Below are 13,940 nucleotides of genomic sequence, written 5' to 3' on the forward strand. Positions count from 1 at the left end.
GTACGGAATAGAAAAACAACCGTACTCTCTATTACTATATATGTTTATTAGTCTTCCAAGTCTTCAATATCGTATATTTCTTCGTCGGCAGAATCGTCATCATCTTCGTCGGATATGTCGTAGTCTGCTTGCCAATCGGCAAAATCGGTGGCCAGGACACTGGCCTCACGGTCACGATGCACAATCGACCCACCTTCGGCAACCGACTGCAGTTTATTGCTTTCGCTATTCAATTCTTCCCAAAGAATGTCTTTTAGTCGTTCTATTCCAAAACCAGTAACTGATGATATGTAAACTACTGGCAAGTCGTTAGGCAATTCGGCCTTAAGCATGTCCATGAGTTCATCGTCAAGCAGGTCACATTTCGTCACAGCTAATACGCGATGTTTGTCGAGCATACCAGGATTAAATTTAGACAATTCGCCCAATAGCACATTATATTCCTTGGCTATGTTGTCTGTATCGCCAGGAACCATGAATAGCAACAACGAATTTCGCTCAATGTGGCGTAAGAAGCGCAAACCTAACCCGCGACCTTCACTTGCACCCTCAATAATACCAGGTATGTCGGCCATCACAAAAGACTTGTGATCGCGATAGGCCACCACACCAAGGCTCGGCTCCATTGTCGTGAACGGATAATTTGCTATTTTAGGGCGAGCAGAAGACAAGCTTGATAACAGAGTTGATTTTCCAGCATTCGGAAATCCAACCAAACCGACATCGGCCAATAGTTTCAACTCTAATATAACCATCATTTCCTGCATTGGTTCGCCTGGTTGTGCGTACCGAGGAGCCTGATTGGTTGAAGTACGGAACTGCCAATTACCCAGTCCGCCACGACCGCCCTTGAGTAACATCACCACTTGTCCGTCTTCGGTGACATCGCAAATATACTTACCAGTTTCTGCATCGTAAGCAACTGTACCTGGCGGCACGTCGATGTACCTATCTTCGCCATCTGAGCCGTGTGAGCAACATTTTGATCCATTTCCACCATTTCCAGCAAAAACATGACGTTCATAGCGCAAGTGTAACAGAGTCCAATAATTGTGGTTCCCACGCAGATAAACATTGCCACCTCGTCCACCATCTCCACCATCTGGTCCGCCATTAGGTTGATATTTGGCACGATGCATATGCATTGAGCCGCGTCCGCCCTTACCCGAGCGGCAATATATTTTTACGTAATCTACAAAATTCGATTCAGCCATAATTGTTCAATAAGCAAATGTGACGTTTTGCCAAAGTGCAAATGTGACACCAAGCCACGTACGAGTTTCGCACGTGTGGCAAGGCGTCACAATAGCAAATTGAATATTAGAATTTATCAATCACTGCACAAAGAGCAGCGTTGATTTCTTCGAGAGAGCCATAACCTTTTACAGCATGGCGTTTCCCTTCATTTTCATACCAAGTGATGAGCGGTGCCGTTTGTGCGTTGTATACGTCAAGGCGTTTCTTTATAGTCTCTGCATTATCATCAGCACGACCAGAAGTTTTGCCTCTATTGATAAGGCGCTCCATCAACATATCCTCAGGTACATCAAGTTCAAGCATGCCAGCTACTTCAGTGTTGCGGTCGGCAAGCATCTTTTTCAGAGCTTCGGCTTGTGGGATTGTACGGGGGAAACCATCAAATATCACACCCTCACAAGGGCAAAGCGAATCATAGGTAGCGGCAAGGATATCAATCATCAACGAATCGGGGATGAGTTGACCGTTGTCAATATAGCCCTTAGCTGTCTTACCCAGCTCTGTTCCATTCTTGATTTCAGCACGCAGCACATCGCCTGTTGAAATGTGCTTAAAACCATACTTCTTCACCAGCAAATCACTCTGTGTGCCTTTTCCTGAACCAGGAGCGCCAAAGATTACAATATTCTTCATTGTCTTGTTTATATATTAGTTTAGTTAAGATTCCTGTTCTAATCTGTTACCGTATATATGCTCGGCAGATTGCGACCTTCTCCATCATAATCGAGGCCATAGCCTACTATGAAATCGTTTGGTATTTCGAAGCAGCAATAGGGGATATCCAAATCAACCTTCAAATTGCCGGGCTTTACCAACAAGGCTGCGATACGTATGTCGCGCGGTTGTTTCTCGGCGAGCATCTGCAACAGGCTTTTCATTGTCAATCCTGAGTCTATGATGTCTTCAATGATCACCACAGTACGGTCTTTTATATCGTCCTTCAAGCCTATCAACTGATGAACCTTACCTGTCGACGCCGTACCCTCGTACGATGCCATTCGTACAAACGTTATTTCGCACGGTGTGTCAATGCCGCGCATCAAGTCAGCTGCAAAAATGAAAGAACCATTCAATACAGCAAGGAACAAGGGCTTCTTGTCCTTCAGATCTTTGCTTATTTGCGAGGCAATTTCAGCCACACGTGCTTTAATCTTTGCTTCGGGTATTGATACCGAAAAGTTACGGTCACGTACTTTAATTTTGCCCATCAGATTGTGTATTTACAGATACCACAGTTTTGTAACAGAATTGCCGCACGCACATCAAGACCTGTCCTAAAAGAGGTGTTGTCAGCGCGTACTGTCGGCGCAATCTCGTATTATTTCGCTGCAAAAGTACTATTTTTTTTGTACTTTTGCCTTCAAATACAAGCAAGATAAATGATTTATCCCGAAAATTTTGAACGTAAAATAGGCTTTAACGAGATACGCACGTTATTAAAAGGACGATGTTTGTCAAGTCTTGGCACAGAATGGGTTGATAAAGAACTTCATTTTATGCACGACTTCGAACAAATAAAACAAGCCCTTGACGAGGCAAGGGAATATAAAATATTTGAAGAACAGACTGACGAGGAGGTTGAAACAGAATTTTTCGATGTACGCGAGGCTCTGTTACGTGCGCGTCCAGAACGCACATTTCTCGAAGAGCTCGACTTGTTTAATCTTAAACGCTCCATCGCATCCGTTCTGTCGTATGCAAAACTTTTTACCCAAAAGGTTGACGATGAAGCCCTTTCTACAACCGATGCGGACACCGAGAATAACAGAGGACAAATTAAGTACCTTTATCCGGCCTTGGGCAAGATGGCATGCGACGTGGCCGTATTTCCCGACATCATACGACGCATTGACAATATCTTAAACAAATATGGCAAGGTAAAAGATACAGCATCGCCAGAATTGCTCTCATTGCGTCATCAAATTGAAATAACGACCAGAGGTATATCCCATAGTTTGCGCTCCATCATCAACGAAGCTCAAACATCTGGGTATATTGATCGCGATGTAACCCCTACTCTGCGCGACGGGCGTTTGGTTATACCCGTAGCCCCTGCATTGAAGCGCAAAATAAAGGGCATCGTACATGATGAGAGTGCAACGGGAAAGACTGTCTTTATCGAGCCATCGGCCGTGGTTGATGCCAACAACAAAATTCGCACACTCCGTGCAGCCGAGCGCCGGGAGGTTATTCGTATATTGCAGGAAATAACCATTGAGATACGTCCACACATCCCTGAACTCATAAGTTCATTGCACTTTTTGGCTCATGTTGATTTTTTACGAGCATTAAATGCATTCAGCAATAGTTTTGGCGCTATTGTGCCGAACATACAGCCAAAACCAAGCATCAGTTGGATGCGTGCTATACACCCATTGCTACAACACTCGTTAGCCAAGCATGGAGGAAAGGTTGTGCCACTTGATGTAGAACTGCGCCCAGGACAGCGTATTCTGCTTATATCTGGCCCAAATGCTGGCGGAAAATCTGTCTGTCTGAAAACTGTTGGATTGTTGCAATATATGCTGCAATGCGGCATGCCTGTACCTGCCGGCGAAGACTCGTGTCCAGGCATTTTTGATGATATCATGATAGATATTGGCGATGAACAGAGCATCGAGAACGACTTGTCAACCTACTCATCACATCTTCAGAACATGAAAGTTATGATGAAGTCTGCAAATTCGCGTAGTCTCCTGCTTATCGACGAATTTGGAGGGGGTACTGAACCACAAATTGGCGGCGCAATGGCACAAGCTATTCTTAAGCGTTTCATTGACAATTTGAATTTCGGCATTATTACCACCCACTATCAAAATCTGAAACATTTTGCAGAACAGACACGTGCTGTAGTAAATGGTGCCATGCTTTACGATAGCAAACTGATGCAGCCATTATTCAAACTTAAGGTTGGTAATCCTGGTAGTTCTTTTGCCATCGAAATTGCACGAAAGATGGGTATCCCCGCCGACGTGATTGATTATGCTTCAAAATTGGTTGGGAAAGATTATGTCATGAGCGACAAATATGTACAGGACATTGTTCGTAACAAAGAGTATTGGGAGGCTAAGCGCCGAAACATTACCTTAAAAGAACAACAATTAGAAAGTACCATCGCACGGTATGAACGGGAGATGACAGACTTCCAGCTGGAGCGCAAAAGGGTGATGGCTGATGCGAAAGCCGAAGCCAAACACTTAATAGAACAGTCGAATGCCCGTATTGAAAATACAATTCGAAACATTCGCGAGGCGCAAGCTGAAAAGGAGAAGACTAAAAATCTAAGGAACGAACTTGCCGAATTTAAGACTCAAATTGAAACAGATACCGACGAGCAAGACCGCATTGCACGCAAAATTGCCAAAATTCAACGTCGCCAACAGCGTAAAGCTGACGGTGGCGACAGTGCTAAAGCCAAAAGCGCGGCTGAACAAAAAATTGCAGCAACCAAACTCCGCAATCTTTCTAACAGCTGTAATAGTCAGTCGTCTGTATCGCCTTCAAACAATAACAAAGTCCTACGTGCCGGGAGTTATGTACGCATCATAGGGCAATCTTCTATTGGACGAATTGAAAGCATATCTGGCAAAAGTGCGCGCGTATTATTCGGCATGCTCTACACCCAAGTGCCTGTTAGCCGCCTCGAATCTTGCGAAGCACCCAAAGAGGAAAATACTGCTCTCACGCAAAATGCCACGTTCGTCAGCAAGGAAACGCGCGACGCTATGTACGAGAAACGCCTGCATTTCAAGCCTGAGATAGACATTCGTGGCATGCACATTGACGAGGCATTGACTGCTGTGTCATATTTTATTGATGACGCCATACAACTGGAACAATCAAAAGTGCGCATATTACATGGCACTGGCACTGGGGCCTTGCGCGAGTTGGTACGCAATTATCTAAAAACAGTACCCGGTGTCAAACATTTTCACGATGAGCATGTACAATTTGGCGGTGCTGGCATAACAGTGGTTGACCTTGCATAACCGCAAGGACACCACAAACAATCTGCACCACAAAATTATGGTAAGCATCCCATACAGGCCGTATTGTAGAAAACAAATAAGCCAAAGTCAATCTATCAGGACTTTGGCTTATTTGTTTTATACGTAATGGTAAGGTAATAATGTTTCTGGATTGTAATTATTTTGCGCAGCGATTTTGAGAAACGTCTTGGATAACCAATCTTTGGGATTTATCCCCAAAAGTTCAAAGGTTTGGATAAGCGTTGATATCACAGCTGATCGTCAAAGCGTTTCTTTGATAATATTATATCGTTTCCGCCTTTTGGTTCCAAGTCTGATACCTTCCATGAGTAGTACCATTTTATCCCATCTTATATCTACAAAAGCAGTTGCATTTTTGATGATGGAATATGGAAGGACTGAGCCTGCCTTGTTCAAGCCGTTTGTAATATACTACAAACCCTCCACGTTCTCAATATTCAAAGATCCAATCAAGATTATCATAAGGGCACCACTTTGCGTAAAGTTCATTTATATAGTAAGCGACGCCAAAGCGTTCCTTGCCCAACTCTTTAGCAGACTTATATAGTCTAATATCATTTTGCCTTTCGAGTGTATCCATTCCAGCCTCTATCCATTGCCCAATATTATCACCGTCTTCGTGAAGCATCATTTCTCCATGCCAAAAATCAGCTTTATGTGTACCTTCATACTCCTTAGGCATTTCCATATTCACTTCCGAATAATACTGACTGAGGTATTTATATGGTGATTCCAGATAAAGCCAATTGTGTTCAACAGAATATAAAGCTTCATCGATACCTGTTACAGATGAACCATTCTCATCGGACTCTTGAACATCAAATATTCGATAAGTCCCGTCTTCCAATTTTCTAAATCTAAATCTTCCAAGAAGAACAAAGCTTCTGCAAACATATATCCATCCATTATCTAGATAGAAACTGTATCGATCTTCCCATCCTGGCTCAAACGACTTGATGATACGCCGATGTAACTCAGGAGAGATGACCTTTTCTTTAAAAGAGGTTGTTATATGAGTGAAGTGATGATATTCGATATTTGTACGAGCATCATTCTTTGCCCCAAATACCCTTGCCCATTCTTTTTGTCGTTTAATCTTTGATATAGTTCTATGATACCGTTCGTTGATCTTCAAAGGTATGCAAATATCATTGACACAATGATTTTCATCAGCGTATTTCTTCTTGATGAAGTAGTTGCGACATCCATACATAGCTTCAGCGATAGCTCCTGTTAATGTACCCAAAAGTCTTTTATTTCCTTCCATTCTCATGGCATTGTGCAAAGCACTACCGAAGTCGAAAGCATTGTAAAATGCATCCCAAGCTCTGAGAATGTAGGGTATAGGAGATTCTTGATTCCGCCAGTCCCAATCGTGACGGCAACCTTTGAAAACACCTCCAAGTTCTGCATAGACTTCATCCTTTGTCTTACCATTTCTCAACAAGTATATTATCTTACGAAGGAATTGTAAGGAGTACCATGCTTCTTTCTCAATGTTTTGTTCAAAAATTAGACCGCAGTTGTCCTGATTTTTCTCTTGATACCATGCGCAAGGAATCACTCTTACCATTGCAATTCCTATGGCCATTGTATTATAGTTGTAGTTATAGTCTTGCTTTTCAATCCACTCCTTAACTCCTTCAGAGTAGCATACGATATCGTCATGGACAACACGAAACCATGGACGAATGTATTCCTGATATTCTGCTTCGTTCATGAATAGATTAAAGTCAAGTGCATCTGCAGTTGCAAGCACAGAAAGCCCAAATTCAGAGAGCAATGCTTTCTCTGAAATCAAGAATGGGTAAAACTTCTCATGATCGTTTTCCCAAGTCCATGCTGCTAAGTCACCAATAATTGCGCCAATCATACAAAGTTTCTGTTATAGTGCTACTCAAAGCATTTATCGATGAAGTTTATCTGTTCTTTATTGAGAACAGAATACTGAACATATCTACTGATACCTATCGATTCCAGTTCATTATATCCAAGTTCTTCGCCTTCATACATGGCTGCAACAGGAGTGAACTCAAAGCAATCATTATCAGGAACAAATGGAGCCAACCAACATTTTTCGTCTTGTCTTGGCACGCTTGTGTTGGTTACTTCTAATTTGTATCTGATTTGATAATGTCCTTTACCTGACATAAAAAGATACACGATGTCACCAACATTAAGTTTCTTGTCAGACTTGTACCAATAGAGTTTGCCGTATAAAGCAATACTCTTTGTATGATCAAGGAAACTTTCATTTCCTTTAAGTAATACGTGCTTAATTGCTTTCATATCAATCTTCTGAACCTTTGTGTTTAATATCTTTGAAAAACTTTGCCATGACTATCAATCCTGGATATGCTCTATCATTGTCATAATAAACCATATCTTTATCCATCTCCCATACAGACATAAAATCTGGAGATACAACTGTCTTTAAGTCTTTGTAAAGTCGGTCAAGCATCACTCTTTCTTGTGAGATATAAGTCTCGCGTATATTGTCAGTCGGATTTGTGCTGCTGTGAGACGTAACGAAATGCAGACCAAGGCGAATTACACCTTTTGTTTTTTCCTCAAAGTGTTTTATATCGTCTTTTACATTTCCAAGTTGAATGATATTCATGGTTCTCCATCTTTGCAGTAAGCGCCCATCGTTTGTGCATGGTGTTTCGAAATTGTCGTAACTATGCTTCACTTCAATAACAACGCTGTAGTCTTTATAAATACACCAATAGTCAATACGTCCTTGAGAGTTCTCAATTTCTAATCCCTTCTTTTTGCTGTTTCGAGTCATCGGATATTCAGCAAACGCAAGTCCTTTGCAGAGTGAAACCAATACTGGCATAATCAGAGTGTCTAATTGACGTTCTCTAAAGACAAATGGTGGCTCATAAATATTATACTTGGTAGAGTTGAAAGCCAATGCATGTTTAGCCATACCTATGAAAAGTTTCTTTGTCAATTCATAGGCAACATCATAATATGCTTCATCAGATTCCTTTGCCGAGAAAAGAAAACTTTGGGAGTTTCTTATTGAGTGACGAAATTTCATACCAACTTGAAAATTAGGTTATTCTACTTCTATTAGTTTTTTGAGCGTACTATATTCAGGATCATCTAACATGAAAATAGTGCCATTACTTCCTAATCTAATTGCATTATAGCACAGTTTCAATCGATGTAGCATAGGTTCAATTATCCCTTGTGTCTTTTTTATGAAGTCTTCGACCTCGCTTTTCTTGGATGGCAACTTGTAACCTTTATTGCTACTTGCTATTATCACACCATAATCTCGGAGCTTGGCTATAATTCTATTTCGGAAAGACTGAGTTGAAAGTCTTTCAAATCCCTTTCGTTCCAAATCATTTTGCAGTTCTTGTGTTGAAATGTATCTTCTCACAGAATTGTTCATGAAACGGAATAAAAGATAGTCAAGAACTGCAATTTGCATTTTTGAATTTTCATCAGCGTCTTTATTCTCGAATTCCTGCTTGAATGCCAACGCTTTTCTAAAACATAAGTTAGCTACAGTTGCATCATCCCGACTATCAAAATTAATCTGATCTTCCACACGGAATGTTACTGGATCTCTTGGAAACTCCTGTATTCCTATGATTTTCTTGCCTAAATATGTTTTGTAATTAGAACCCTCAGCCTTACTTTTTTTGTTTTCATCATAGCAGAATGCTAAACATCCAGACATAATGTCTGCTAATTGAACAAGAACACCATGTTCACTTTTATTAAAACGGAAATTAAACTCATCAAATAAAGAAAGAGCAGGATTATGGTCCTTAATATATTCTGAAAATGATTGCATAAACTCATTGCTACCAGTTTCATCAGCAACTATGGTGAGTTTCTGAAAACTTTTTTGGAGAGCATTATAAGCCATCTGGTTCAAGAACTTATAAAACGAGGTTTTTATTCTAAGTCCACTCTGTTCATATATCTTTCTTTTGTCAACAACAAGATAGTATATATTAAACGGCAATGGCATCAAATCGTCGAGAAGTTTTCTAATACGAGTGTGATTATTTTTAAGATGACTTGACTTCATCTCTCCTGTCTGAAAATGTTTTTTACGTACTGCTTCTACGGAGTCACGTAGAGCAGGCATGTCGCTGTCATTCACTATGATGGCAGTGATAATAAAGTGGGTAGAGACGTTTGGTTTTTCAAAAGTAAAGCCAAAGGCTCCGAATTCATCACAGAAAGCGTATTGCATATAATACTTCAGAGTTTGATTATTAGACAAACATTTCATAGTAATAACAGTCGTGTGCAACTGGCAAAACAGCTGACTAACAACCATATTCAGTTGCAAAAATACTAATAAAAGACGAGTAATATGCAAGAAATATAAGTGCTTTTATCTGCAAAATTCGGACTTTATAGGAGTCTTTTCAATACGGCCTGCATGGGATGCTTACAATTATGCTCTAATCCTAAAACCGCTGATCTTGATACAAAGTTAACGGGCGAGAAGCGTCTTTTGCAACGCATCTCGCCCGTTTCTCTATTTCATTATTTTATTATCAGCTGACAATCACTTAGCCTCAACCTTGAGATTAGTAATAGTGCTCTTAAAGTTTCCAGCCTTACGAAGTGGGAACACCAAGGTGCGCTGGTAATAAATTTGATCTGTTGGTTGATACACCACTGGTTCATAGGTATAAGTGCCCTTCACCTGGTAATGTGCTCTGTCTTGGTCACGCATAACATAGAGTGTCTTCGGCCCAAGTTCCTCCTTTACCGCGCCATCTACCAACAAGCGTGTCATTTTGTTAGTTCCCTCAATAGTGATTGTGTGTTTCTCACCAGCAGGGATACGGTAGTTGAAGAGATTGCGGTAACCGTCACGCTCAAAGCCCAACTTGCCCTGATCCGGATCGGCAAGATAAACTACGGCATTAGCTGAGCGGAAAAGCTCGGTGCCATTAGCTTCCTGTTTGCCATCTACAGTAAATGTCACTGCATAGTTGTAACCAATTTCCTCTGCATTGAGCGTTTCACCGGCATTAACTGTTGCTTTTTCAAGCACCACGCTGCCAGGCTTGCCCAAGCGTCCCAATTCGTTCACGCCAGGTGCTTCACTCAGTTCTGCACGTTTGCTATCAAATTCTGCGTAAGGCAATTTGGTTTCCTTACCAGTCCAGCATTTTACAGCGAGAGTTTGCAATGCAGGATATACACGATGGTGAACGTCCTTTGTTGATATGCCATTACCTGCATGGTCGTTCCATACAGCAAACATACCACCCTCTATCATGGGATCATTCTCCTCAAAGGTTTTGTTACCAATTACAGCAGGTGTCCAATGCTCATATAAATACTGACAATTAAGATAGTCATAGTAATAACCAGCTGCGGGCACAATATAAACCAGTCCATCAGGTATGCTAACCAGTTTGTAACCCTGCTTTTTCATTTCTACAGGATCAGCATAACCATTGTACCAAATATCCATCAAAACGCCCTTGTTCTTAACCTTTGTATCGCCATTGGCATGCGTCAAAGCGCCCCACACAACGGCCTGTTTACCAAAGCTTTCAACATATTTTATATAATGATCAGTAAACTCGCGGAACTTTTCAACCACATCTTTCTTGGCATTTGAGTACTCATCGGTGCCAATATGTACGCGCTTGCCTATAAATACTGGATTTTTACCTCCAATATATTCCTTCCACAATCCGTCCATAAACTTGTATGTTTCAGGATTGAAGAGGTCAAGATGATCCATACCATATTCCTTGCTACCAATCTCGTTCTTGTATTGGGTAAAAGCAAGAGAATGCGCAGGAGCGTCAATTTCTGGAATAACCTCTACCCCATTCTGCTCAGCCAACTTCTGAAAGTCTATAAATTCCTGCTTGCTGTATGAGCCATCTTTCGCAGTCAAACCTGGATATGTATCACACTCCAAGCGGAAAGCTGCCTGCGTCTTGTTCCAATCACCACCAAAGTACTGGCGGAAACCATTGTCATTAAGGTGTACCTGCAGCGTGTTCATTTTGTAATAGGCCATTATCTTTGCCAAATCGCGCAAATAGCTCATCGGTATGAACTTACGACCACAATCAATCATGAACCCACGCAATTTATACTCAGGCACATCAGTTGTTTTACCTTTTGGCAAATTACCACCCTTGTGTTGTTCAGCGATCTGTAACAATGTACGTGTTGCCCAAAATGCGCCACGTTCGGTGGCAGCAGTTATTTCAACTGCACTACCAACATTCATTGTATAACCTTCGTCGCCCAAAGCCTTATCTTTCTTCAGCGACAGCACTATGTCACCGCCCTTTGTTGCACCATTCACAATGGTCAACTCTTTGCCAAACATTTCCTTGTAATCTGCAGCCAAAGCCGCAGCCACTGCCTTTAACTTGGCATTTTTTACTACGATACGTCCCGATAGAGCGGTTTGGCCTTCAGCGCCACTCCATGTTTTAAGTTCGGGGACAACAAATGGCTTAGGGTTAATGTCTGCCCACAAAGCACCCGCAGACAACATGCAACAAGCTGCCAGCGCCAGGATTTTTTTCGATGAGAATAGATTTGTCATTAGCTATGATGTAATAATATTAAATGATTGCTACAAAAATATCGAACTGCAGCAGCTTTATGTACTACAAAACCGAACCGCAGCCTATCTTATGTAAAGATAGTGCAAGGTGAGTGCAGAGATGCAAGTTTACTTGTGATCTTTGCCGAACCGCAGCCTATCTTATGCAAAGATAGTGCAAGGTGAGTGCAGAGATGCAAGTTTACTTGTGATCTTTGCCGAACCGCAGCCTATCTTATGCAAAGATAGTGCAAGGTGAGTGCAGAGATGCAAGTTTACTTGCGATCTTTGCCGAACCATAGACTATCTTATGCAAAGATAATCCAAAGAACGCATTACACAAAGCAAAAAGGCAAAAGACTTCTCTATCTGCCTGAAAACGTGTAAATCAGAAATAAAACGAACAAAAATACTATATAGCGGCACCATTGCCGTACAAAAGAAATTGTAACTTTGCATACTACTGCGCTTGCTTTCATGAAAAGCGGCGCACCCGACAAACCCTGTGGAGGGCTGTGCAGATGCTAACCCAAAAACTGAGTTGCCAAACGATACATGATTGCCCAAAAGTAGTACCTTTGCACTATGAATCAGAATGGCAATAAAAATATGTATGAGGGCCTCGCCTCATATTTCCTCCCCGAAGGAGTTCTTAAATATTTCGAGGTGACAGACTTTGCAACACAGCGTACTCTGGACAAGGATGTTCTTTACACAACAGAGCTTCACATCTATCTGGATGAGCGCGACAATCGCACACCAGACATGAAGGATTCCGTGAGCAATGGTTTTGGGGAAGAATCATGTTTACTTGACTATCCAGCCCGAGACAAGAAGGCGGTACTTCACATACGAAGAAGGCGTTGGACAATGCCGGATGGCACAACAAGAAGTGTTGACCTTGACAAGGAGTTTGAACTGAAGCATAAGGGCACTCGATACGCGAAGGACTTCGCGCTTTTTTTAAAGAGGGCGAATGGACTCTGAGACGATAACCGCTCGTCAGATTGGTTATACGTACATGATTAACAGCTCCACGTTTGCCAAAAGATACAAGGACGCCCTGAGTAACTTCGAGACGTGGGAGCAGAAGGATCACGCATCCAAGTGGATTCTTATTCCGCAAAACGTAGGTAAGGAGCAAGGCATAGACGAGACCTCCCTCCAGGGCGAACTGTACACTATCGTTCACAACAAGGATGCCCATGGTCGCAAGGGTGCAATCATAGCAGTAGTCAAGGGAACGAATCCTGCTGACGTACTGAAGGTTCTCATGCAACTACCTGCAGATAAGCGTGAAATGGTTGAGAATATCACGATGGATCTCTCAGATTGCATGCGTGTCATAGCCCGAGAGGCATTCCCTAAAGCCACAGTCATACGTGACTGCTTCCATGTCGTAAAACGCGGTGGAGAGGGCTGCGAAGAGATACGCCTGCGCCTGAAACGAAAAGCCGTAAAGGAGGCGAACAGACAGAAGGCAGAGTTTCGCAAATACCTCGAAAATCTGGCAGCGCAGAGAAAGGCTTACCGCGAGCGAATGAGGAAAAGGCATGGGAAGAACTGGAAGAAGAGCAAGCGCGGAAGAAAGCCTATGAGGCTGAACACTCGCTTTGAACCCAAAAGGCTTGAAAATGGCGAGACTCTTGTAGAGGCACAGACACGATGTCGCAAGCAATTGTCCATGAGCCGAGAGAAGTGGAGCGCAACGCAGAAAAAGCGTGCGAAGATACTTTTCGCACTCTACCCAAAACTTGAAGAAGCATACAATCTGATCAACTCCCTTAGAGCCATATTCAGAAACAAGAAACTCACAAAGGAGACTGCCAAACAGAATTTCAAGGGGTGGTATGAGAAAGTGGCTTCCTGCACTCTGCGTGAAATCAAGTCCGTACGCGATACCATCAGATTCTATGAGGATGAAATCCTGAACTACTTTGACGGACGTAAGACTAACGCTTCAGCTGAATCGTTGAACTCAAAGATCAAATGCTTTCGTGCACAAGTAAAAGGAGTCATAGACATACCATTCTTCATGTATCGTTTAGCAACAGTTTTGGGTTAGCATCTGCACGGCCTACTCCACAGGGTTTGTCGGGTGCGCC

General features: G+C 42.2%; 11 protein-coding genes. 3 read left to right on the top strand and 8 right to left on the bottom strand.

All coding sequences use genetic code 11. The annotated features are described in order from the left end of the window. Positions 1 to 47: 47 nt before the first annotated feature. The 3 genes from obgE to hpt all read right to left on the bottom strand — a co-directional run bounded on the left by obgE (position 48) and on the right by hpt (position 2,465). Positions 48 to 1,214 (bottom strand): GTPase ObgE, encoded by a 1,167-nt coding sequence (obgE, locus tag BQ5453_RS11875; protein ID WP_022102926.1) that lies wholly within the window; start codon positions 1,212 to 1,214, stop codon positions 48 to 50. Between the two features lie 106 nt (positions 1,215 to 1,320). Then, positions 1,321 to 1,890 carry an adenylate kinase gene (locus BQ5453_RS11880; protein ID WP_071123358.1) on the bottom strand — a complete coding sequence of 190 codons (570 nt, stop codon included), beginning with the start codon at positions 1,888 to 1,890 and terminating at the stop codon, positions 1,321 to 1,323. 38 nt (positions 1,891 to 1,928) lie between these two features. Further along, positions 1,929 to 2,465 (bottom strand): hypoxanthine phosphoribosyltransferase, encoded by a 537-nt coding sequence (gene hpt, locus BQ5453_RS11885; protein ID WP_022102924.1) that lies wholly within the window; start codon positions 2,463 to 2,465, stop codon positions 1,929 to 1,931. Between the two features lie 171 nt (positions 2,466 to 2,636). Here hpt and BQ5453_RS11890 point away from each other — a divergent pair, with 171 nt between their 5' ends. Then, positions 2,637 to 5,246, top strand: a complete 2,610-nt coding sequence (locus tag BQ5453_RS11890; protein ID WP_071123359.1) for an endonuclease MutS2 — start codon at positions 2,637 to 2,639, stop codon at positions 5,244 to 5,246. A 451-nt stretch (positions 5,247 to 5,697) separates the two neighbouring features. Here the strand turns inward: BQ5453_RS11890 and BQ5453_RS11895 are convergent, their stop codons facing one another. From BQ5453_RS11895 to BQ5453_RS11915, 5 genes are all read right to left on the bottom strand, one after another. Continuing rightward, positions 5,698 to 7,140, bottom strand: coding sequence for a hypothetical protein (locus tag BQ5453_RS11895; protein WP_071123360.1), 1,443 nt, complete (start codon positions 7,138 to 7,140; stop codon positions 5,698 to 5,700). Positions 7,141 to 7,160: 20 nt separating this feature from the next. Beyond that, positions 7,161 to 7,556 (bottom strand): hypothetical protein, encoded by a 396-nt coding sequence (locus tag BQ5453_RS11900; RefSeq protein ID WP_071123361.1) that lies wholly within the window; start codon positions 7,554 to 7,556, stop codon positions 7,161 to 7,163. Between the two features lies 1 nt (position 7,557). Then, positions 7,558 to 8,316: a hypothetical protein gene (locus tag BQ5453_RS11905; RefSeq protein WP_071123362.1), complete on the bottom strand. Its 759-nt coding sequence runs from the start codon at positions 8,314 to 8,316 to the stop codon at positions 7,558 to 7,560. Positions 8,317 to 8,334: 18 nt separating this feature from the next. Continuing rightward, positions 8,335 to 9,492: a DUF3800 domain-containing protein gene (locus BQ5453_RS11910; RefSeq protein WP_071123649.1), complete on the bottom strand. Its 1,158-nt coding sequence runs from the start codon at positions 9,490 to 9,492 to the stop codon at positions 8,335 to 8,337. 321 nt (positions 9,493 to 9,813) lie between these two features. Continuing rightward, positions 9,814 to 11,835 carry a family 20 glycosylhydrolase gene (locus BQ5453_RS11915; RefSeq protein WP_071123363.1) on the bottom strand — a complete coding sequence of 674 codons (2,022 nt, stop codon included), beginning with the start codon at positions 11,833 to 11,835 and terminating at the stop codon, positions 9,814 to 9,816. A 609-nt stretch (positions 11,836 to 12,444) separates the two neighbouring features. Here BQ5453_RS11915 and BQ5453_RS11920 point away from each other — a divergent pair. Continuing rightward, a complete protein-coding gene (locus BQ5453_RS11920) occupies positions 12,445 to 12,822 on the top strand; it encodes an ISAon1 family transposase N-terminal region protein (protein WP_143033257.1) in 378 nt (125 codons plus the stop codon). A gap of 34 nt (positions 12,823 to 12,856) precedes the next feature. Next, entirely contained in the window at positions 12,857 to 13,900 is a 1,044-nt protein-coding gene (locus BQ5453_RS11925; protein ID WP_074027632.1) for a transposase, read from the top strand. The last annotated feature ends 40 nt before the right edge of the window (positions 13,901 to 13,940 follow it).

Origin of the sequence: Prevotellamassilia timonensis, from assembly GCF_900106785.1 — a bacterium.
GTDB lineage: Bacteria > Bacteroidota > Bacteroidia > Bacteroidales > Bacteroidaceae > Alloprevotella > Alloprevotella timonensis.

What these genes read in the sequence shown, in the direction of transcription:
- hpt (WP_022102924.1), bottom strand. Translation starts at nt 2,465, where the DNA reads ATGGGCAAAATTAAAGTACGTGACCGTAACTTTTCGGTATCAATACCC.
- BQ5453_RS11900 (WP_071123361.1), bottom strand. Translation starts at nt 7,556, where the DNA reads ATGAAAGCAATTAAGCACGTATTACTTAAAGGAAATGAAAGTTTCCTT.
- BQ5453_RS11910 (WP_071123649.1), bottom strand. Translation starts at nt 9,492, where the DNA reads ATGCAATACGCTTTCTGTGATGAATTCGGAGCCTTTGGCTTTACTTTT.
- BQ5453_RS11895 (WP_071123360.1), bottom strand. Translation starts at nt 7,140, where the DNA reads ATGATTGGCGCAATTATTGGTGACTTAGCAGCATGGACTTGGGAAAAC.
- BQ5453_RS11915 (WP_071123363.1), bottom strand. Translation starts at nt 11,835, where the DNA reads ATGACAAATCTATTCTCATCGAAAAAAATCCTGGCGCTGGCAGCTTGT.
- BQ5453_RS11890 (WP_071123359.1), top strand. Translation starts at nt 2,637, where the DNA reads ATGATTTATCCCGAAAATTTTGAACGTAAAATAGGCTTTAACGAGATA.
- BQ5453_RS11925 (WP_074027632.1), top strand. Translation starts at nt 12,857, where the DNA reads ATGATTAACAGCTCCACGTTTGCCAAAAGATACAAGGACGCCCTGAGT.
- BQ5453_RS11920 (WP_143033257.1), top strand. Translation starts at nt 12,445, where the DNA reads ATGTATGAGGGCCTCGCCTCATATTTCCTCCCCGAAGGAGTTCTTAAA.
- obgE (WP_022102926.1), bottom strand. Translation starts at nt 1,214, where the DNA reads ATGGCTGAATCGAATTTTGTAGATTACGTAAAAATATATTGCCGCTCG.
- BQ5453_RS11905 (WP_071123362.1), bottom strand. Translation starts at nt 8,316, where the DNA reads ATGAAATTTCGTCACTCAATAAGAAACTCCCAAAGTTTTCTTTTCTCG.
- BQ5453_RS11880 (WP_071123358.1), bottom strand. Translation starts at nt 1,890, where the DNA reads ATGAAGAATATTGTAATCTTTGGCGCTCCTGGTTCAGGAAAAGGCACA.